This window comes from Peribacillus sp. NPDC097284 (assembly GCF_044761765.1).
Taxonomy (GTDB): Bacteria; Bacillota; Bacilli; order Bacillales; family DSM-1321; genus Peribacillus.
The window spans coordinates 46898-68350 of sequence record NZ_JBIWCZ010000004.1 but is presented as its reverse complement, the minus strand read 5'-3'; the positions used below and the strand labels follow the sequence as shown (position 1 = coordinate 68350).

The following is a 21453-nucleotide window of genomic DNA, read 5'->3' as shown; positions in this document are numbered from 1 at the left end:
CAAGCTAGGAACAGGACATTTACTAAAGCACTAGATAAAAAACACGAGGTGAAGGGGAATTATCATGAAAATTACTCCATCTGCAAAAGTAGGGAATTTCGAAACGGGAATCTTTTCGGAGCTGGCGAACCGTAAACAAAAGGCGTTGAGGGAAGGCAAGGATGTTATTGATTTGAGTGTCGGAAGTCCGGATATGCCTCCGCCGGACTTTGTAAGAGATACACTTGTAAAGTATGCAAAAGATCCAACTGCATACGGGTATACGTTGAAGGGAATACCGGAATTCCATGATGCTGTTTGTTCTTTTTATGAACAGCGTTACGGGGTGCATCTTGAGCCGGATACGGAAGTATTGCAGCTGATGGGATCGCAGGATGGACTTGCCCATTTGGCGACTGCGATGATTGACCCGGGCGATTATGTGTTGGTGCCCGATCCGGGCTATCCGATATATGAAGCAAGTGTGAATCTTGCAGGTGGCGTGATCTATCCGATGCCGCTTACGCAAGAGAATCATTTTCTGCCCCAGCTGAGTGATATTCCGGCAGATATCTTGGCCAAGACGAAGCTGATGATCCTTAGTTATCCAGGAAATCCAGTCACGGCCCTTGCGGATGAAACCTTTTTTGCCGAGGTCGTCTCCTTTGCAAACAGGAACGACATTCTGGTCGTACATGACTTTGCCTATTCAGAACTGATTTTCGATGATCATCCTCAGATCAGCTTCCTATCCATCCCGGGTGCAAAGGAGATTGGAATCGAGTTCAATTCGCTTTCAAAAACGTTCAATATGGCCGGCTGCCGTATTGGGTATGCAGTCGGAAATCAAGAGGTACTGAACATCTTAGGGACTTTGAAGTCCCATATCGATTATGGGGTCTTTTACCCGATTCAAAAGGCCGCCGAGATGGCACTTACCTCCAACCTTTCCTTGTTGTCCGATCAGGTGAACGTATATGAAGCCCGTCGTGACGCCTTGATATCGGGTCTCGCAAAATCCGGTTGGCACGTGCCGAAAACTGCTGCGACAATGTTCATTTGGGCCCGCATTCCGGCTGGATGGAAGTCACGCGACTTTGCCTATAAACTGATTGAAAAGGCGGGTGTAACCGTGGTCCCAGGAGATGCTTTTGGAAAACAGGGTGAAGGATATGTTCGAATGGCCCTTGTCCAGCCGGTTGAGAGATTGACAGAAGCGGCCGAACGGATAGGGGCGTTTTTGATAGACTATCAAATAGTGGCGCAGGATTAGATGGAAGATCCTAAGCCTAATGTCATTTGTTATTTCGGATTAGGTATTTCCAGACCGTTCATATAGTTGAACGGTCTTTTCTTGTTATTTAATTCTTTCCCCATTTCGTTGGGACTAGGTAAGCTAAAGTGGCCGCTACTGTTGCAATCAATAAAGTCGGGATTTGTGACTGGTCACCAAAAGTCACTTCCTGGGTTAATGGGAGGCTCAGTTGTGCGTTGGTGGGATCGGGAGTGTATGTAGCGGTTAATAATAGACCTGCTGAAATGTGTAGCAAGGTAAAGAGCAACAAGAAGCTCAATATGAATATCGCATACTTTTTCATGGTACACCTCCTATTTTATTTACGACTACCCTGTTAGAAAGGTTTCAAAAATTCCCATATACAAGTGCTAAGGGATTAAGCTTTTCTATAAGCCCATCAGTATTTTTTTACCTATAAATTACTTTTATGGTTGATAATTGTATGTATTTAACATATAGTGTGTATATAGATATAAACACCATAACAGTTTGAGAGGAGTTTAGATGATGAATACATGGAAAGATGCTTTTTGGCTCGCAAGTATCGAATGGAGGAAATCTTGGTTCGGCACGCTATGTTTATTCTTTGCACTGTTTGTACTGGCTGCTTCCTATTCATGGATTTTGGAAGTGGAGACTCAGGCACCATCACTTTTGACCGACATTGGTTTTATATTGTCATTTGGTTGTGTGGCCTTCATGGTAAGGCCGAAAGAATTGCAGCTTCAAAAGGTGGAGGGAGATGTTTGGGTGTCCCCGTTTTTCATGATGTTAAATATGCTTCCTATCGAAAAGGAAGTATTGATTAAAAGCCGGTTTGTTCACATGCTGTTCCCTAGTCTGCCTTTCCAGGTTTTGTTCTTGTTATTATTTACTCCAAGACTTCTAGAATCCATGGTTGTTTTGGAGTATGTTGCCTTCTCGATTATCTGGCTGGCTTTTGGTGTTTCGTCCTCTTTCGTTTTTGCAGCAAGTGATGTAGGGGAACGAATCACCCCGATTAAGTTAGGTATATATAGTGTAGTCTTTTATGGTGGAGTGACGGCCGTGCTCGTGTGGTTATCCTTGAAAACAGATAGGGGAGTTGTCGGTTGGGCGATGGAAGCCGCGAAGAACTTCGCAATTGGTTCTAGTCTCATTTCGGCAGTCGTAACGGTCGGGGGCTATTACTTCTGGAAGCGATATATGAAAAAGAAAATGTTCCAAATTGATTATCTAAAATAATGATATATAGGGAGGAGAAGTAAAGTGGAGCTGCCGGTTCGTTTATCAAAAGAATCAAGAATCCCCATTTATCATCAGATAACGGCACAAATCCAAGCTTTGATAGCAAGCGGACAGCTGTCTTCGGGTTCACCTTTGCCATCGATCAGGATGCTTTCTAAAGATCTGGAAGTCAGTGCCATCACGACCCGTAGAGCTTATCAAGATTTAGAAACGGAAGGCTTTATCACAACAATCCAGGGAAAAGGGACGTTCGTTGCAGACGTTGAGGAAAGCCTACTCCGCAGTGTGAAAATAAAATCAGTCCAGGAAGCCATGAAAAATAGCATTGAAGCTGCACTTCAACAAAACTATTCATTCAAGGAAATTGAGGAGATTTTTACGGGTTTAATAGAAGAGCTCAAAACGGAAAAAGGAGAGGGGAAACCATGACAACGTCGCTTGAGATTCATTCTGTCAAAAAGAAAATCGAGGACTTTTCGTTGGGACCGATTGATCTGACGCTAGAGCCAGGTACCGTGACAGCCTTGATTGGGAATAATGGCGCCGGGAAGAGTACACTGCTGAAGATGGTCATGCAATTGGCGCGACAAGATGCTGGTGATATTATCATTTTTGGGAAGAATACGAAGCAGGAAGATGAAGCCTGGAAACAAAAAGTCGCTTATCAGCCGCAAGCTTTGATTGGCTGCGATTCGTTTACGGGGCATGAATTACTGCGGTTATCTTCTAGATGGTATCCCACTTGGGATAAGGTATTGTTTGACGAGGTGATCACAACCTTCGAGGTCCCCCTGAATAAGAAGTATGGAAAGTTGTCCCAGGGAAATCAACAAAAGCTAATAGCTGCGCTGACTTTAGCAAGAAATGCCGAACTATTGATCCTGGATGAGCCAACGGCTTCTATGGACATCATCTCAAAACAGCGATACATGAATTTTTTGATTAAGTGGATGGAGAGGGAAGGGAAAACCATCTTCTTTTCGACCCACCAAATGGAAGACATCCGCAAACTTGCTGATTACCTGATTTTCATGAATCACGGCCAGCTCATCGGTCATTTCGAAAAGGATCAGTTGGGACAGCAATATAAACGGTATTGGTTAACAGAGGATTTGCCGGCATTCTCCATTCCAGGGGAAATAGAAAGAAAGGGATTGCGGATGATTACGTCTAATTTGCCACTCGAAACAGAAGCGTATTTTCAAAAGGAAAACATGCAGTGGCATACGGATGAATTTGTTGAACTAGAGGAAGCCGTCACCTATTTGTTAAAGTGAGGTGCGGTGATGCTATAAGGATCTAAAAGGGAGTTCTGTCTTTGGATGGATCTCCTTTTTTTGGTCTAAGGGATTTTCTAGGGGGGCATGAATTTCCCGAACGCTAAAAGGACAAGCAGCATATGATATAGCAAGTTCGTACCATTGTAGTGTGGACGGCACTGATAATAGGGGATAGAGAAAATTGATTAACTGGAAAGTTCGTTTTAAAAATCCTACGTTTATTTTTACTGTATTTTTGCCAGGTGTTTTGATGGTAACGCAGATGGTTGCTGCGTTTATCAATAACTTTATACACCCGATTGGCTTTACCATCACCGATGATGCATTGAACGGGGCTATGGGGATCATTAATTTCATTGCGCTTACGTTTTTTGGAATCGGCGGCGTAATTGACCATACGACACAAGGCATGAGCGACAGTGATGAGGCTAAGAAATACGAGAAACCTAAATAGTAGATCATCCTTCTTGAATCAAAGAAAGCGGAGAGACCAGATACCACCGTCTATCTATGGAACGGTGATATCTGGTTTCTTTTTTTAATTTTGAATAGGATTTTTCAAACTTCCTCCAATGGAAGTCTTGCTTCCTTTAGAGAATGCCGTGAAGAACCAGATTGTATTGATGAGTACATTCATCCCACTGACAATGACCACGCCGATGAGTGATGAAGTGAAGCCTTCCATTACACCAAGAAATACGACTATGCCGATCATGGGTAGCAAAGACAGTAAGGATAGTGAGCAGAATACGGCCATTACATATTTCATCCACTCCAAGCCGATAACATACAGGAGCAATGGGACGAAATACAGTACCAGCATCATCGCAATGGAAAGCCACATCCCGATAGAATTAAATTGATTCGCATTTTTACCTGTATCCGCTAGTGGTGAAAGAGAACTCAAAACGATGACCATGCAAAATAGCAAAGCTGAAAATAATGTCATGATGATTATTTTCTTTTTATTCCTCATAAAAAACCCCCAGTCTATTATTGAAATTACTTACAATGGTTCATACATGATTATACTTAATTTAACATAATTTAACAGTGTCGTTTTTTATATTTGATCTAAGAAGTTTCTAAGTTTTTGTCTGGATTGTAGAGTTCATCCTCAATACAAAGCTTTTTTTTGAAAAAAAGGTGAATCAAGGAATGAAAGCGAATGTACTTCATATATTTAAAATTGTGTTTCATTTACAGATTGGGGGAGAAAAAAGATGAGTCTTAGATTACCTGTTTCAAAATGGCTTGTGGCCGTACTTGCACTTGCCGCATTGTTGGTAGCTTTCGTTTTCAGTCCGGCCAATGCTTCGGCGTCCATTAATTATGGAGACGAAGTGGCTGCAGTAGCAGCAAAACAAGTGGGAAGCCCTTATAAATATGGCGGAACGACACCAAAAGGATTCGATGCAAGTGGACTCACTCAATATGTTTATAAACAAGCGGCGACAGACATGAAAATTCCAAGAACCAGTGCGGAACAGTATAAGAAAGGAAAGGCTGTAAAACAGAAAAACTTAAAAACAGGTGATTTGGTGTTTTATGCGACCGGTAGCAAGAAAGGCAAGGTTTCCTTCGTCGGCATTTATAATGGGAACGGTACATTTGTCGGAACGACCACAAAAGGCGTGAAGGTCGTGAAGATGAGCGACAAGTATTGGAAGGATCGCTATATCGGGGCTAAAAGGCTCATCAAATAAAATAATGTTGCCAAAAAAAAGCATAGGAAGCATCTCATTCGATGCCTCCTATGCTTTTCGCATGTGTAATCACGGTACGATGATTTCCTGCAATACCGCATTTCCGTTCTTCACTTTCACCACGGCCATGGCCGTTTTTGCAGCAGCGGACATTTCCAGTTCCAATGCCTTGTCTTTAGGAGCGTAATAATTATCTAAGCCATATTTAATGTGAATGGACGAGGCCCTTTGTAAATCATAGGGGATTTGTAATTTTCCTTTGAGATACATGTCTTCATCCGGTTTTTCCTTCGATACATGGTGGACGCCGTAATGCCCATTACTGTCTTGTTTTAATGAAACATATACACTTTTGTAATCTCCGACATTCTTACTGTGGAAATCAGTTTTCACCGTCTCATCAAGTTGGTCGAGCGTGACGGATTCTATCTCATATCCTAATGCTACATAGCTTCCCCTGAATAAGTCCGTCGGATCGATCGGAGCCGTTCGGATTTTGATTTCTTCACCAAACAAAGTTGTCCAGACGGGTGGAACCGCCAGGGCTATAAGAATCAAAACAGGAATGGCGAATACGATGAGCGGGTGCAAAAATTTATTACGATTCAATGGATTCCCCTCCTTTTTGGCGTTGTTTTTCAAAGAAGAAGCCAAACACAAGGAGCAGGAGGCCTCCGATGATGAAGGTCAGTGACTTCGGCAGGAATTCAAAGGAATCGATATAGTACCTGAATATCAATGCACATATGATCACGATACTGGTCAAGCTTCCTTTTTGTATCAGGTAAAGGAGAAAAAGAAAATAAACTAAAGGAAACCATATGGCAAGCTCGTAAGTTAAGAAGATAGCCGCAATCCCGTGGAGGAGATGTCCTTGAATATGGGTGATTCTCTGCAACTTAACTGGAACGCGAATGTAAGCGAGCAGGATTCCTACGATAAAAAGAATCGAGAGAATGATGGTATCCCCGTTACCCTCCACGAGCTTAGGTACGAATTCCATGAGAAAAAGGATGAGGGCATTGATCGTTAAGCCATTAACGATAAAGGATAGAAACCTAGGATAGTTGAGTTGCTTTACTAGAAAATATAAAGCCGGTAGAAGGATGATAATGGCCAGCGGGTAAGACGTTTCATCAAGAAAGATGCTGCCATTAAGGTACACGAAAAGTAAAAAAGAAGTGAATAGGAGGACAATGGCGTCCTTTAGGTAATATCCGATGCAGATGGCTCCAATCCCCCATAACAAAAAGGAACTGTTAAAATTGATGCTGATGTTAAACATCTGCTCGACTAAAAATATACCTGCTCCAAATATGAGAATCCCGACATAATGCAGACTTCGGGAGGTTTTTGGAAAGCGTGTCTCCCACCTGACCCCGGCAACATTCACGCCAATCAAACAGGCGATGATCAATAGGAATTTAACGCCTTTACTTATATACATCCAGTTGCTGGCCACGAATGTTAAGACCCCAAGGCCTAAAAGGACGGCTCCAATCGCTAATAGGATGGAGATGAAACTTAAAGAGGCCTTCACATGATAGGAAGCTAACATCTTTTTCTTCTCTTCCTCGGAAATGGTCCCGCCATTTTGCAGGTAGGTAAATTCTTGTTCAAGAAACTCAAACTGCTTTTTGGTTATTTCTTTTTTGACCAAATCAATTCCCCCTTTCCATATCCTTCTATTATACGGATTGGATTGGGGAAGTTGAAGTAAGAAGAAAAAACAACTTGAAAAAATTAACAAAATAATTTCCGCAGTACCTTGCATTAAACAGTAGCATGTGGTAAATTATTAAATAAGATGTATTATTCGCTGTCAGGTACTATTCATTAGATAGTACCTAGACATATCAGAAAGGAGTGATGGTGCATTGAATGTACAGTTTAAGAAGGGCGTCTTGGAGCTATGTGTACTGGTGTTGCTTGATAAGCAAGATCGATATGGCTACGAGCTAGTTCAGAAGATTTCAGACCAGATTGAAATATCGGAAGGGTCGGTTTATCCACTGTTACGAAGATTGACGAAGGAAGAGTACTTTACGACATATTTGCAAGAATCATCAGAGGGTCCACCACGTAAGTATTACAAGTTGACTGATAAAGGGCGGGAATACCTTCACGAATTGCTGACAGAGTGGAATGAATTTTCTAATGGAGTCAATCAATTAATCGAGGAAGGTGTCGCAAATGAATAAAGAACAATTTTTAAAGCAGTTGGAAGCTTCCCTAAAGAGGCTTTCTATAGAAGAAAGGCAGGATATCCTGCAAGATTACGAAGAGTACTTCACAATTGGAATAGAAAAGGGAAAGTCGGAGCAGGAAATCTCAGCGTCCCTAGGAAACCCAAAACAAATAGCCAAGGAGCTTCTGGCATCCTACCATCTTGATATGGTTCAACAAACGACTTCCACGGGAAACATCTTACGGGCAGTATGGGCCGTGATTGGATTGGGATTCTTCAATATTGTGATTGTCCTCGGGCCTTTCATTGCACTGGTGGGCGTCGTGTTTTCGGGATGGGTAGCATCTTTAGGGTTCATCCTCGCTCCACTTAGCATCCTTATTAATCTGTTCATGGGTGAATTTAGATTGTTTGATTTGTTCTTTTCCCTTGGTATTTGTGGAATCGGAATATTCATCGCGATGGGGATGTTCATTGCAACTAAAACTCTTACTAAAGGATTTATTCGTTACTTGAAATTTAACGTGTCTCTTGTAAAGGGTGGTGTGAAGCATGGGTAAAAAATTATCAATCCTTGCGTTGTTTCTATTGATCGTTGGCGGTATTGGCAGTCTCTTTACGTATTCACAAACCAATCATGATGAGATTACGACAGAGAAAAAGGTGAGTGCCGAAATGGTAAAGGATATCGAGGTCCGTTCGGATAATGCAACGGTAGAAGTTCTTCCGACTTCGGATACAGAGATTAAAGTGGAGCTTGTCACAAAAGGCGTGGATGTGTCTAAGTTGGATTTAGCTGCCGACGTGGAAGGAAAGAAGCTGACCATTAGATTGAAGGAACCTAACCTCTTCAGCATTGGATTTAACTTTCAATCCTCTCATTTATACGTATATGTCCCGCAAAAGTCGTATGATTCCTTTGTCTTCGATAATGATAATGGAAAAATGAAAATGTCGGAATTGGAAATAAAGGATTTGAAAGTGAAAACGGATAATGGACGGATTGAATTAAATAAGATTGTAGCTGAAAACATTGATGCAAAAAGTGCAAATGGCAGGTTGGACCTTAATGATGTAGAGGGCAATCTCAAGGGCTCCTCAAATAATGGTAAGATATCGCTCGTTACAAAGGATTTAGATCGGAACATTCAATTAGAGAGCGACAATGGAAAGATTATCATTAAAACGGATAAAGAACCGACGAATACAACCTTCAAGGTATCTGTCGATAATGGTACCATCAATATCCTCGATAAATATGAGGGGAATACGGTCATTGGAAAGGGAGAAAATCTGGTTGATCTAGAATCGAACAACGGCAAAATTGAAGTGACCAAATAATGTAGTAACCCAAACGTCCCCCGCCTGGCAGGATTCCTGCCAGGCGGGGGACGTTTGTCCGTTCATGACAAAAGCACCCAACTGATCTGGTCGTTATTCGTTAGTTAAAATGGCTTGTATCCTTGGGGATGGATATACAAGTTCATGGAAGCTCAGTACGCATTACAGCTCAATCAGTTAGATGCCTTTACTTGTCTTCTACTGCGTCAGGTGCAGAGAAAATAAGGGGGTAGTAGGTTTGCAAAATGTGAAACCATGGTAAGTAATTTTCAAGTATCGTCTGCCTTGTTTGCTTCTCTACCTGTCAGCTCCTTTCTGGAATTGGTGAATCTACTTTATCACTTACCCAAAATATGAAAGGATTTGTCCGATTTTATGAATAAAAATAGAAATCGTTCACACCTCCTAGCTTGCATATGTGCTGAACTATCTAATTCATCTAGATCATCGTTACTTGCTACCTATATTTCTTATGGTGAAGGGGGGACTCTAGTTCATTCCCTTATTCATAACGATATTCAGAACTTTTTTTAGATAAGTGATTGAGACCCTTTCTTTAGACCCTTGGATAACTTTTATGAGAAAACCGTTGGTATGACTGGTTTCATCGATGCCTATCAGGAAAAAGTAGGGACGTTCCTTTTTTATTCACAGACAAGTATCGGATATGTGAAGGAAGGAGGTGGTTATCCACAACTGAATACAGGTTATTTACAGGAAGGGAAGAGGAAATCAGAGGAAATCCTATCGACTCTGACGATGTGGGAAGGAACATGGGGTTTTCTGAGTGAAAGGAAGGATAAGGATGCATGACAAAAAACACTCGCCCAAAAGCCAGTGTTCACTGAGTTATATGATTCACTTTATTTTTTCAGGCGCTCTTTCTGAATGGCGAAATAGGATTGGAGGGTTTCTTTCTTCTGTTGTAAAATGTCCAGAACATATTCACCATGATTGATGTGTCGGTACACTGACATGTGTCGTTCCAGTTGCTCGTATGTATGTTTTTTCAGGTAGTCGAGATAGTCGGATGGACTTTGGTTGTTTAAGATCCGTTTCTTAGATGATCCTGTTTCAGTCATTGCGGATTTTACCCGGGAAATCACCCAGTCTTCGCACCATTTATTCAGCGTCTGGTACATGTCCATTGCCAGGTTATACTTCGCACGAATGGGCTCAATATGCTCATCCACTTCACTATAATCTACATGCCGGTCCAAAGATTTCTCGGAAATCTCGCGATGAAATTGTTCGCGGTCTACAAGCTCTTTTATGCAGGCAGCCTGGTGAGCATATACCCCCAATTGTTCTAATGCTTCATTATATACGATCGTACTGAAATAAGCGGAAGCCTCTTTCGGCTCAGCCAATAATGGTTTGTTGCCGTTCAAGGCACAGCCAAACTTTTTAAGGGAAGACTGATAGATGAAGCGCGCTAGTTTCAATAGCTCTTCTTTGACAGGTCCTTCTGAAGCATGAAGAAACGAATGGAAAATATATTTTCCGACACGCTCCAGTTCGATACAGACTTTATCCTCAATATGTTCCAGAAACCCCGCTTCATATATGGTTTTTCTCAACATCATTCTTTCTGTCCGATTTTCGAGGTACTCGTTAAGTGTGCCCGTTTTGAAGGAAACCACGATGAATTCCTTACGGTTGAAAGTGGAGGAAGCCATGGAAAAGGCCATGGTGCCGTTCAATGTTTCATTAATGATCTTCATCGCTTCGTAAATATGCTTTCTTTTAGCCAGGGAACTTCCCGACTGAATGACTTCCTCGTAATTCAGTGAGACGACTTCGGATTTTTTCACGGACATCGTGAAGGCAGCCATAAGTACAAGTCTCTTGGCCGCTAGGGGGAGACTGCGAAAGGCATCAGTAAAGAAGAAACAGTATTTTTTACAATATCGATCTTTTCTGTTGGTGAAGCTGCCGGTTGGACCTAAATTGAATTGGTATTTCGTCACCATTTCCTGATCGACCGGAAGGAAGATTCTACGTCCGCAACCGGGCTGCGGCGATGATAGCCTCTTGATGATTTTCTTTAGGTATTTTTCAGTCGTTCCTATTCCTTTGGCCATTTGGTGAATCGGGCTTTGAATTACGCCATCCCAATCCATATGCAATACGGAGTATAAGCATGTGTCGAATTCAGTGGAGTTTACATTTCGTAATAAATAGCGATACGTTTCTTCATAGATCATTAGTTTTCGGCTCCTTTTTAGCCCATTGAGGTTTATTTTGAGTTCACTGTCTATATAAACTCTAAAAAGGAAAAAGTAGCATGCTGTTAAAAAAATTTTTCATGAAAAGTAAGGGGCAGGGAGAAATAAGGATACAAGGGGTCCCGTTTTGAACGGGGCGTTATAATTTGATTCATTTGGCACTTCAAAATTCAATTCATCGCTAATTTTCTCCTTTTTTAGTAAACTGGAAATGACTATTTCGGATAGAAGGTGAAATCATATGGGGGAACCATTAGCCGAGGAACGGGTTAAAGGTTCGGAAAGAATATGGACGCGTGACTTTGTCATGATCTGTTTGGCGAATCTATGTATCTTCATGGGTTTCCAAATGACGATGCCAACGATCCCGCTGTTTGTTGAGCAACTTGGAGGGGATGACCGCCTGGTTGGGGCAGTCCTTGGGGTATTCACGTTTTCTGCATTGCTTATAAGGCCATTTGCGGGCAAGATGTTGGAAACGAAGGGAAGAAGGATCATCTTTCTGATTGGGTTGGCCATATTCGCCTTCTCTGTGGGTTCCTTCGGTTTCATGGGAAGCATCGGCTTGTTATTTTTGATGCGTATTGTTCAGGGAGTCGGCTGGGGGTTGTCTTCAACGGCGTCCGGAACGATTGCTTCTGACATCATTCCGGCTAAACGTCGCGGTGAAGGGATGGGGTATTACGGATTATCTGGTAATCTAGCACTTGCACTTGGACCGACACTTGGCCTTTTTCTTGTGACAGTCCTTCCATTTCAACAGTTATTCCTGATCTGCTCGCTGTTGGGAATACTGGCCATGATCATGGCATCATTGATCACCTATCAGAAAGTGGAAAGAGATCCGATTGCCGCATTGAGCGCTAAACGGTTTGATATTTATGAAAAAAGTGCGTTGCAGCCTTCGCTGTTAATCTTTTTCATATCCGTCACATTTGGAGGAATTGCGACGTTCCTGCCACTTTATACGGCGGAAAAAGGGGTCAGTGGCATTCAGTGGTACTTTTTGCTGTATGCCTTGGCACTCATGGTTACGAGGTTATTTTCCGGACGTTTATATGATCGGAGAGGCCACCGGGCCATTTTCGTGCCCTCCGCATTGCTTATTATGTCGGGGATGTTCCTATTGGCATGGATGCCGGGTGAATCGGTTCTGTACATCGCAGCCGTGCTTTATGGAATGGGGTTCGGTTCTGTGCAGCCGGCCTTGCAGGCATGGTCAATCGAGAAAACGGCCCCCAATCGTAAAGCGATGGCGAATGCCACGTACTTTTCCTTTTTCGACCTGGGCGTTGGAATAGGAGCCATCGTGTTCGGACAGATCGGGTATCTATTCGGGTACCGAAGCATTTATGTCACGGCAGCTTTTTCGATTGTGATTTCAATCATGGTCTATTTATGGATCGTAAGAAGTGAGGATAAGTTAAGAACATTATAGAAACGAAGGGGTGATCGCTAGTAGGTCGCCCTTTTTGTGCTTGTATCCTCAATACGGTCCCGAAGGATTGTAACATTATATGATTCAATGAACCTATTGTGGGGGTGAATAGCGTGAGTAATGAAATGTCGGACTTTTTTTCGAGTCTTTTCCTAATCATAAGCTGGATTCTATTCGCGATTAGCAGCATTTTCTTTGTATTTTGCTTTTTGACGCCTTTTGCCATTCCTATTTTTATCGTACTAGTGGCATTGGGCTATCTTTGTTTCTCTATTTCTAGGAAACTGGACACATAGGGTAAGGGGACTAACCTTGGCTGTCAAATCGATGGCTTGTTCGTTATTAAATGGTTTAATATTCTATAAATAGGTAATTTTTGTTATTATCAAAAGTAGTAGATACATAAAATGGGAAGAAGCTATGGCGAAGGAAGGGGTTTCTGGATGGTTGATTCTTCAAATGAGGAAATGGGTTTAGAAAGAAGGCAGCAGATTTTCCAAGAAGAGCTCCAAGCTTTATGGGAAAAGCGGCTCATTCCTAAAACCGAATATATCCGGATCAGCCGGGCATATGACCGGCATGTTCAACTGGCCATCTATCAGGAAAAGCGCCTGAATGAGGCAAAAAAGAAAGCTGAACTTGAGAGAGAGCCTGCAAGGAAAAGTCAGGAGCGTGAAGACGAAAAAACATCCGTTCACCCTGTGGATGACGTGACAGGGGAAGAGCAAACGGTACAAGAGACTCCTAATCTGCCAAATCTTCCACGAGTCGAGGAATCCACCGAGGAGAAAAAGGATTCAAGGTCTCTAGAGGAACCGGTCAACATAAGCGCTCCCGTGGAAAAAACTGTTCCCCAGCCACAGGTGACTCAGAAGAAAAAGGTGGTGCGCCCAGAAAAACCGAAAAAGACACCGGAGCAGATACGGGAGAGGAATATTTCCGTCGTTCTCCTTACCGGAGTCATTCTTCTCTTATTTGGCGGATTGATTTTGGCTACCAGTTCATGGGGGGACTTGAACGCGGTGTGGAAGGTCTTGTTCATTGGTATGGTGTCTGTTGTATTCACTGGCATGGCCTTTATCGCTTCCAAGCTGAAAATTGAACAAACGGCTTTTGCTTTTCTGACATTGGCCAGTTTATTTATCCCGATTACGATTTTATCAGCTTCCTATTATCAGATCTTCGGAGAGTATTTATCCCTGGAAGGCGGGGGAGGAGGCCTGCTTGGGTTTCTTGGCGGTCTCCTTTGCTTAGGGATTTATTACAGAATTGCAGCATATTTTAAGTCGAAAATATTCATTTTCATTTCCATTTTCACTTTTGCCATCACATGTTATTTCGGTTTTGCCTATTTGACGCCGACAATCGAGTGGTTGTTATTGATGGTCAGTATATTTAATTTATTGCTGGTATGGAACGTCGAATATCTGAAGAATCGAAAGGTGTTGGCCCTATTCAGGCCATATCTGTTTCGATTCATCCAGTTTAAGATCATCGTGGAAAGCTTTGTCGCCTTCACGTTATTTTCGAGTAACTTGGTCTATTCGATTACATTGATGGTCATCTCTATCTTGTTTTTGATATTGGCCGTGAAATTCCACAAGAAGTATCATGAGCTGGCATTCAATTTCATCTTCACTTATGGATATATCCATTTGGTCTTTAACTCTGTTCTAAGCGATTACATGGTCATCGCTTATGCGAGTATCCCGCTGATTTTCATGGCACTTTCAACTTATATGGCAAGAAGGAATGAGCCTGGGCTATCCAAAAGCTTCATGGTGACCAGCCTGGTCGAGGTCGGAATCGTTTTCCTATATATCAATGCGATGGCCTACCAGGAAAAATATGCCCAGATTTTTATCGCTCTGATGATCGTGACTGCCCAATTGGTTTATGTTGCCCTGCACACGAAAAATAGGAACTTCACCTATCCGGCGGTTGCTGTCTTTAACTTTGGATGCTTTTATCTTTGTTTTGCGTTTTCACTTGCTTTCCCCGCTGTTTTGAATCTGATGTTCCTTCTTCAGATCCTTTTGTATGTCGGTCTGTATGTATACAATCGCCATGCAAGGTATGGCTTGTTTAAACAGAGTGTCTTGCTTATTTCTTCCTTGATCATGGTGGGAATATTGACAATCAAATTTAGCGAGATGGCCTGGCTAGAAGTAGGCATCGGTCTTATCGTAGTATCTGGCACGTTCTTTCTTACCTATCTTAAAGGGGATGCTCGACAAATCAAGGAAGTCAGTGTATATGGATTTCCGATTTCCTTCTTACTGGGGCTTATCGCGTTTTACCCGTATTTGATGGAAAGAAGCGATTGGTTTCAGTCGAATATGGCATTCAGCATGCATCTAATGATGGTAGCCCTGATTTCCATCGGAGCAGCGTATGCCTTGAAAAAATCATTGGGGATCTTCTTCCCTCCCTTTTTCTTTAGTGGCCAGTTCCTGTCCTTCATGGCTTTCTTGCTGGTCGGATATGGTGCATTGAGTCCTTTGGAGGTCACCGTTTTACTGGCTATTGCGACGGCTATAAACGGGTGGTCCGTTTATTTGCATCGTACATCTCTTTATTGGCTTCCGGTCATCGTTACAAGTGCGGGATTGTATGGTTCTCTATATGAGGTCTTTGATTTCAGTGAGACTTCATACCAGATTGGTTTTGTGCTGTTTGGGCCATTCATCTTTTTCCTTGTCGGGGAATGGATCGGGAGGCATTCACAGACTGGAAGAAAGTATTTCCTTTATTCGAGCCATTTGGCCAACCTTGTTGCCATACCGCTTGGATTCATCCTGATCACGATGTCTGATGTTTCACCCTTTCTATTTATCACACAACTTCTCCTATATGTGAGTGCACTGCGAACCCAGGTGAAATGGGAAAGGTTCCTCTTCACATATCTTGGATTTACCGTCCTGTTTCTACAAATCCAGTTGTTTTTTACCGACGTGGAGCCAACACGGTTCGTCTTTTCGATTTGCTTGATGATTACGGCGGGAATCATTACGGGTTTATGGGCGGTCTCCAAAAAAGAGTGGAAAGGCATCATCGAGTTTTATTTGATTCCTTTCATTCATATAACGGCTGCCATGTCGATTGTTGAAACGGCCCTGTATGAATTCCCTCTTGATCGAGAAATCATTTGGGTAGGTTTGGTGACTATACAGCTTCTCTTTGCTTGGTATTTACTCATGAGAAGGAACTGGCAAAATTATGTGGTGCTTCCACTCGGCATGGCTTTCATTTTCTATGTGATGTATGCGGGCACTTTATCGATACTTCTTGGAATGGCCGTCCTGTTTGCCTGTGCTGTTGGGATGGTGTTCATGAGTAAACGATATTTCACGGGCTTGGTCAACCAAGCAGGTGACAAGCAAATCATTGATTTTTATAGAATAGTCGGCTTGTTCTTTATACTTGATATGAATGGGGAAGTATTCTGGGATTCTACGGAATTTGAAATCTTGAAAATAACGGTATCCTTGCTGCTGCCGATTTACTTTATCGTGATGAGAACCTTTACGATAGGCAGACAGGAAAGAGGTATCTATTCAGGTGTAGCGGCCGTCATCGGATTGTATCCGTTTTTCAACATATGGGATTACGTCCACTCGCTGCCGACCGTGACAGCTCTGGTTGTCCATTTCCTCTGTATGGTCGTGTTGCTGTTGTTGAGCAGGCAATACTTCAAAGGGCTGTTTAAGACGGACGAAACGGGGACGGCAATCGATGCATTCCGTATTTATGGACTATTATTCTTACTTGCCATGAATGGGGAAGTGCTCGTAAATGAACCATCTTATCCACTTTTACAAGTCCTTGTAGCGCTATTGATCCCAGGCTATTTCATTCTGATACGAAGCTTTACAAATGGACGGAAAGAAAGGGAGGTGTATTCCGCTCTTGCGATGATCCTCAGTCTGTATCCGTTCATTAGCATCGTGGATTACATTCATACGGTTTCGTTGATTACGGGTGAATGCGTTCTTTTTGCTTGTATGCTCGTGATGATCCTGTTGAGCAGACATTTCTTTACAGGCTTGGTAAGGAAGGATGAATCAGGAATCAAGGTGGATGTATACCGGATATATGGCTTGCTTTTTTTACTAACCATGAATGTCGAAGCATTTATGAATGAACCGACGTATTGGCCACTCAAGGTCCTAGTTTCTTGTTTCTTGATTGGGTACTTCATCTTGATGAGGCACTTTACGATCCCTGCAAAGGAGAGGGAAACATACGCATTGCTGGCAGGGATTCTTGGATTGTACCCGTATTGGACCATCATGACCTATGCAGGAACATTGGACATATTCATTGGCACTGGGGTCCTTTTCGGATGTACGGCGGCAATGGTGTTAGTAAGTAGAAGATCCTTTAGTGGAATCGTGAAAAAAGGTGCGATCATTTTGCAAATCGATTTTTACCGGGTGTACGGATTTCTTTTCCTTGTAGCGATGATGATGGATATTCATAATCGAGAATCTAAATCCATCATTCTAGACATTTTCGTTTCTCTTTTATTGCCGGTTTATTTCATCTTGATGAGGGCGATGACGGTGAGAGTAAAGGAAAGGGAAATCTATTTGGCAGCTTCCATAGTGCTCAGTCTATATCCATATTGGGTCATCATCGATAAGATTCCATTCCCGGATGTCCTGGAGGTAGAGGCACAGATCCTGCCACTCTTTATCATAAGTACCATCTTATTACGCAAAATTTTTAATAGAGGCAAATTAACGCAGTATATCGAGATGGGCGTCGTCTTCGTTCTCTTTATTATCATGATAGGAGATGCCATGGCAAGCAACACCCTATATGATGCACTGGTTATCGGGACGATATCTTTAGCGGCGATCCTCCTTGGATTTACGATGAAATACAAATCATATTTCTTGGCGGGAACCGTAACGATCTTGTTCAATATCTATATGAATACAAATTCGATGTGGGGACAGATGCCATGGTGGTTGTACTTAGTCATCGGCGGAGGGCTCCTCATCGCCATTGCTTCTTTCTTTGAATGGAAAAAACAAAAAGATAACCAAACATCGCAGGAAGTTCTCGAAAAGAATAAACAACGAATCAAAAATTGGTTCAACCGATGGAACTAATAGGGCAACCTATTAGTTTTTTTCTTGTAAATTTATAAAGGAAGAAATGTAAACGGTACCAATCTACAATTATTAGAAAAATCTAAATTATTAGTAAAAATATTGTTAGAAAAGAAGGATATCCCATGAAATTTGTCGTAATTAAATAGTCATTACTCTTTACATAACATTTTTTGGAGGCGTGTAGCATTGTTCAAAACTTATGAAACGGGCTCCTTTTTCGATGAAATGCTTCAGGAAAATGGAGAGCCAAAAGACCACTATCGATACTTCCATTCAATTCTTCAACAGTTTTCAGAAGAAGAGTATAGGAAAAAGCATGAAACAGCTCAATTCAGTTTTTTAAGACAGGGAATTACTTTTACGGTGTATGGGGAAGAAAGCGGAACGGAGCGCACCATGCCGTTTGACTTCATACCAATTATCATCCCTGCTGAAGAATGGGGAGTGATTGAAAAAGGCATGATTCAACGAGTCGAAGCGCTTAATCACTTTTTGGATGATATCTATCATGATCAACAAATTTTAAAAGATCATGTTGTTCCGAAATATCTGGTAGAAAATAGCCCGTATTACTACTATAAACAGGTAGGCGGGGTTGATATCCCGTTACAAAATCATATCTTCTTGGCAGGAATCGATCTAATCAAAGATGAACATGGTGAATATCGAGTTCTTGAGGATAATCTACGAAATCCTTCAGGACTTTCGTATGTGTATCAAAATCGTTATGTTATGCGTCAGGTTTACCCCGAGTTTTTTTCTGAACATTCTCTCAACACACTTGAAAATCAAATTGCTCATTTACAGCACTCCTTATTATCGCATGTGCCAAATAACATCTCGAAAAACACTGAACCTAGAGCAGTCCTCTTAACAGCCGGAATGTATAATTCGGCTTATTATGATCATGTATTTCTAGCACAACAAATGAATATCCAGCTTGTAGAAGGAAGAGATTTGATCGTGAAAGACAACATGGTTTACATGAAAACCATTCGGGGATTAAAAAGGGTGGATATCATCTATCGCCGTATAGATGATGATTTTCTTGATCCGGAGGCGTTTCGTGAAGATTCGTTACTCGGGGTGCCGGGATTGATTGCTGCTTATAAAGAGGGGAATGTCTCCATCTTGAATGCGATTGGAAACGGTGTGGCCGATGATAAAGCGATATATTCCTATGTACCGGATATGATTCGATATTATTTGAAGGAAGAACCGATCATTAAAAACGTGGATACCTACCTGTTAAGCGATCCAATCCAGAGGGAGTGGGTTCTTGAAAGGTTGGATGAACTCGTCGTGAAGAATGTAGGGGCTTCTGGTGGCTACGATATGCTAATCGGACCCCATGCTACCGAGGAAGAGAGGGAAGTATTCCGTCAGAAAATCATTGAAAATCCTTATCAGTACATAGCACAGCCTACCATTAAATTATCACGGGCCCCGGCGTACCAAAAAGGCCGATTCTACCCGTGCCATGTAGATTTACGCGTATTCGTCATGAAGGGGGAACAAGTACATGTACTGCCTGGCGGACTTTCGCGAGTGGCTTTAAAGGAAGGATCACTCGTTGTGAACTCCTCACAGGGCGGGGGCGGAAAAGATACCTGGGTGTTAAAGGAGGAGATGCAGCATGCTTAGTCGTGTAGCCGATTCTTTATTTTGGATGGCAAGGAATTGTGAACGGATGGAAAGTAATGCAGATATCCTTGAGGTTCAGTTAATAAAAATGCTAGAGGCATCCGAGCATGAAATCCTGGTCAAACATGACTTGGAAGCGATCATCGGGATTTGTGGGGATAAAGAGGAATTCGATTCTCTTTATGAAGAAATTACGATGAAAAATGTCGTCCATTATTTGGCCTTTTCAAAAGATAACTTCAATTCGCTATCGAGGATGACCAAGAATATTCGAGAAAATGCCAAGATGACAAGAGATAGAATCCCTAACATGCTTTGGGAGGTATGGAATGAGTTTTACTTAGAGCAAGAAAATGCCGAAGCAAGGGAGGATTACTCCATCCAAGAGATTCATTCCTATATCAGGCGTATTAAAACCACTTCAATGATTGCGACTGGAATAATAGATTCTACCATGTCACGAGATTTACCTTATCATTTTATTAAGATAGGAAAATGGCTGGAACGGGCTGAAAAAACAGCTCTTGTCATGCAGATGATGTATCGACAATCCGTTCCATATGGTGACTTGGAAGGGCAAGAATTGGACTGGCGTACAAGTCTACAGCTCATTAATGGATATGAGGACTTTACTAAGAAATTCAGACCTTTGATGGAACCCAAATTTGTCCTGCAATTCATGATATCCGATCATAGCTTTCCTCGTTCCCTCTGTTATTGCATGGAACATGTCAGAGAAGTTATTAAAGGACTTGAAGGTGAAAAGGTGGCCCATTATTCTTGGAAGATGTATGCGGCCATTGACAATATGATCAGTGAATTCAAAGATGTGGACATCAAAAAACTGAATACGGAAGAGATTGGGGTTTTTATTGATTCGGCTTATAGCCAGTGCCTGGAATTTGGAAAGTTATTCTCCGAAACGTATTACTTAGAAGCTGATCCTGTAAAATGAAAGGGAGCATTCCCAGAAAAAACCCTTCCTCTTACAGGACAGTAAAACCATAGTATCAGGGAGAGAAATGGCCATGAAATATGAAGTTGAACATGTAAATACTTTTTACTATGATACAGCAGTAGACCAAAGTATGAATACCATTCGTTTGAAGCCTAGGACGGATGAATGTCAGCGTTTATTATCTTATAAAAATGAAATCACACCTGTATCTATGCCAAAGGAACATGTGGATTTATGGGGGAATCACGTGGAGAGTTTCTTTATCCCTCAAAAACATACGAAGTTGGAAGTCAAGACGACCTCCATTGTCAGTATTCAAAGGTCGCCATTTATTCGACAAATCGAGTATTCTCCAGAAATGAGATATATCTTTCATTCGGAATTATTTCATGATCATTATAAGAGTTTTTTAAACGAAACAAGCTATACCTTCTTATATCAGTATCAAATCGACCAAGTTATCCAAGCGGTAGGTGATATTGAAAATCCAGTTGAATTCTCCCTTCAGTTAATGAGGTATCTTCATGAGGTCATGAACTATGACGGAGAATCGACTAATGTAAGCACAACGGCTAATGAAGCGTTTGACTTGAAAAAAGGCGTATGTCAGGATTATTCTCATATTATGCTGGGCGTTCTTAGAGCCAGGAAGATTCCGGCCAGATATGTAAGCGGCTATCTCTACGTCGGTGAAAACTCGGAGCTGATTGGTGATGCTGCCTCCCATGCGTGGGTTGAATTCATGGCTCCTGGTATCGGCTGGATTGGGCTCGATGCTACGAATAATGTAGAGGCACTTGAAAATCACATTTGTCTTAGCGCTGGGCGGGACTATTCAGATGTCAGCCCGTTACAGGGAGTTTACAGAGGTGGGAACCAAACGCTTGATGTAAAAGTACAGGTGAAGAAACTGGAACATGAATAAGCAAAACTGATATCCATTAATGCCTCCTTGAGTAAAAGGAGGCATTTTTAAATGGGTTGGGGAAGGTGAAATGGTAACGGGTACTTTATTGATTGGACAAAGAGTGTTCAGCACCTAGA

Annotated in this window: 20 protein-coding genes; 15 read left to right on the top strand and 5 right to left on the bottom strand. The window is 42.0% G+C overall.

Annotation, left to right across the window (positions count from 1 at the left end; genetic code table 11):
- Positions 1 to 64 precede the first annotated feature (64 nt).
- Complete coding sequence (locus tag ACIQXU_RS10255; protein WP_402988929.1) at positions 65 to 1252, top strand: LL-diaminopimelate aminotransferase; 1188 nt, start codon at positions 65 to 67, stop codon at positions 1250 to 1252.
- Between the two features lie 88 nt (positions 1253 to 1340).
- On the opposite strand, the gene ACIQXU_RS10250 is transcribed toward ACIQXU_RS10255, so the two are convergent.
- Positions 1341 to 1577, bottom strand: coding sequence for a hypothetical protein (locus tag ACIQXU_RS10250; protein ID WP_402988926.1), 237 nt, complete (start codon positions 1575 to 1577; stop codon positions 1341 to 1343).
- 206 nt (positions 1578 to 1783) lie between these two features.
- Here ACIQXU_RS10250 and ACIQXU_RS10245 point away from each other — a divergent pair, with 206 nt between their 5' ends.
- The 4 genes from ACIQXU_RS10245 (at position 1784) to ACIQXU_RS10230 (ending at position 4237) form a co-directional block, all read left to right on the top strand.
- Positions 1784 to 2500, top strand: a complete 717-nt coding sequence (locus tag ACIQXU_RS10245; RefSeq protein ID WP_402988923.1) for a hypothetical protein — start codon at positions 1784 to 1786, stop codon at positions 2498 to 2500.
- 24 nt (positions 2501 to 2524) lie between these two features.
- Positions 2525 to 2932 carry a GntR family transcriptional regulator gene (locus tag ACIQXU_RS10240; RefSeq protein WP_402871525.1) on the top strand — a complete coding sequence of 136 codons (408 nt, stop codon included), beginning with the start codon at positions 2525 to 2527 and terminating at the stop codon, positions 2930 to 2932.
- A complete protein-coding gene (locus ACIQXU_RS10235) occupies positions 2929 to 3780 on the top strand; it encodes an ABC transporter ATP-binding protein (RefSeq protein WP_402988920.1) in 852 nt (283 codons plus the stop codon). Before ACIQXU_RS10240 ends, ACIQXU_RS10235 begins: the two co-directional genes overlap by 4 nt.
- Positions 3781 to 3964: 184 nt before the next feature.
- Entirely contained in the window at positions 3965 to 4237 is a 273-nt protein-coding gene (locus ACIQXU_RS10230; RefSeq protein WP_402871520.1) for a phage holin, read from the top strand.
- Positions 4238 to 4321: 84 nt separating this feature from the next.
- Here ACIQXU_RS10230 and ACIQXU_RS10225 read toward each other — a convergent pair whose 3' ends face one another.
- Complete coding sequence (locus ACIQXU_RS10225) at positions 4322 to 4759, bottom strand: DUF5391 family protein (protein ID WP_402871517.1); 438 nt, start codon at positions 4757 to 4759, stop codon at positions 4322 to 4324.
- Positions 4760 to 5006: 247 nt separating this feature from the next.
- Between ACIQXU_RS10225 and ACIQXU_RS10220 the strand changes: the two genes are divergently transcribed.
- Positions 5007 to 5489: a C40 family peptidase gene (locus ACIQXU_RS10220; protein ID WP_402871515.1), complete on the top strand. Its 483-nt coding sequence runs from the start codon at positions 5007 to 5009 to the stop codon at positions 5487 to 5489.
- Positions 5490 to 5558: 69 nt separating this feature from the next.
- Here ACIQXU_RS10220 and ACIQXU_RS10215 read toward each other — a convergent pair whose 3' ends face one another.
- Together ACIQXU_RS10215 and ACIQXU_RS10210 are read right to left on the bottom strand one after the other, a co-directional pair.
- Positions 5559 to 6098 (bottom strand): GDYXXLXY domain-containing protein, encoded by a 540-nt coding sequence (locus ACIQXU_RS10215; protein WP_402988916.1) that lies wholly within the window; start codon positions 6096 to 6098, stop codon positions 5559 to 5561.
- Complete coding sequence (locus ACIQXU_RS10210) at positions 6088 to 7149, bottom strand: DUF2157 domain-containing protein (RefSeq protein WP_402988911.1); 1062 nt, start codon at positions 7147 to 7149, stop codon at positions 6088 to 6090. Before ACIQXU_RS10210 ends, ACIQXU_RS10215 begins: the two co-directional genes overlap by 11 nt.
- 217 nt (positions 7150 to 7366) lie before the next feature.
- Between ACIQXU_RS10210 and ACIQXU_RS10205 the strand changes: the two genes are divergently transcribed.
- The 4 genes from ACIQXU_RS10205 (at position 7367) to ACIQXU_RS10190 (ending at position 9831) form a co-directional block, all read left to right on the top strand.
- Positions 7367 to 7690 carry a PadR family transcriptional regulator gene (locus ACIQXU_RS10205; protein ID WP_402988908.1) on the top strand — a complete coding sequence of 108 codons (324 nt, stop codon included), beginning with the start codon at positions 7367 to 7369 and terminating at the stop codon, positions 7688 to 7690.
- Positions 7683 to 8237 (top strand): DUF1700 domain-containing protein, encoded by a 555-nt coding sequence (locus ACIQXU_RS10200; protein WP_402988905.1) that lies wholly within the window; start codon positions 7683 to 7685, stop codon positions 8235 to 8237. Before ACIQXU_RS10205 ends, ACIQXU_RS10200 begins: the two co-directional genes overlap by 8 nt.
- Complete coding sequence (locus ACIQXU_RS10195; protein ID WP_402988902.1) at positions 8230 to 9018, top strand: DUF4097 family beta strand repeat-containing protein; 789 nt, start codon at positions 8230 to 8232, stop codon at positions 9016 to 9018. Before ACIQXU_RS10200 ends, ACIQXU_RS10195 begins: the two co-directional genes overlap by 8 nt.
- Before the next feature lie 594 nt (positions 9019 to 9612).
- Positions 9613 to 9831, top strand: coding sequence for a hypothetical protein (locus ACIQXU_RS10190; protein ID WP_402988899.1), 219 nt, complete (start codon positions 9613 to 9615; stop codon positions 9829 to 9831).
- Positions 9832 to 9881: 50 nt separating this feature from the next.
- Here the strand turns inward: ACIQXU_RS10190 and ACIQXU_RS10185 are convergent, their stop codons facing one another.
- Entirely contained in the window at positions 9882 to 11225 is a 1344-nt protein-coding gene (locus ACIQXU_RS10185; RefSeq protein ID WP_402988896.1) for a hypothetical protein, read from the bottom strand.
- A 262-nt stretch (positions 11226 to 11487) separates the two neighbouring features.
- Between ACIQXU_RS10185 and ACIQXU_RS10180 the strand changes: the two genes are divergently transcribed.
- The 5 genes from ACIQXU_RS10180 (at position 11488) to ACIQXU_RS10160 (ending at position 21334) form a co-directional block, all read left to right on the top strand.
- Positions 11488 to 12684, top strand: coding sequence for an MFS transporter (locus ACIQXU_RS10180; protein WP_402988893.1), 1197 nt, complete (start codon positions 11488 to 11490; stop codon positions 12682 to 12684).
- A gap of 443 nt (positions 12685 to 13127) precedes the next feature.
- A complete protein-coding gene (locus tag ACIQXU_RS10175) occupies positions 13128 to 17804 on the top strand; it encodes a caldesmon family protein (RefSeq protein ID WP_402988889.1) in 4677 nt (1558 codons plus the stop codon).
- A 189-nt stretch (positions 17805 to 17993) separates the two neighbouring features.
- The gene (locus ACIQXU_RS10170) at positions 17994 to 19451 is read left to right on the top strand and encodes a circularly permuted type 2 ATP-grasp protein (protein WP_402988884.1); all 1458 of its coding nucleotides are present in this window, start codon (positions 17994 to 17996) and stop codon (positions 19449 to 19451) included.
- On the top strand, positions 19444 to 20406 hold the full coding sequence (locus ACIQXU_RS10165; RefSeq protein WP_402988881.1) for an alpha-E domain-containing protein: 963 nt from the start codon (positions 19444 to 19446) through the stop codon (positions 20404 to 20406). The genes ACIQXU_RS10170 and ACIQXU_RS10165 overlap by 8 nt, the downstream gene beginning before the upstream one ends.
- A gap of 73 nt (positions 20407 to 20479) precedes the next feature.
- Positions 20480 to 21334: a transglutaminase family protein gene (locus tag ACIQXU_RS10160; protein WP_402871480.1), complete on the top strand. Its 855-nt coding sequence runs from the start codon at positions 20480 to 20482 to the stop codon at positions 21332 to 21334.
- The last annotated feature ends 119 nt before the right edge of the window (positions 21335 to 21453 follow it).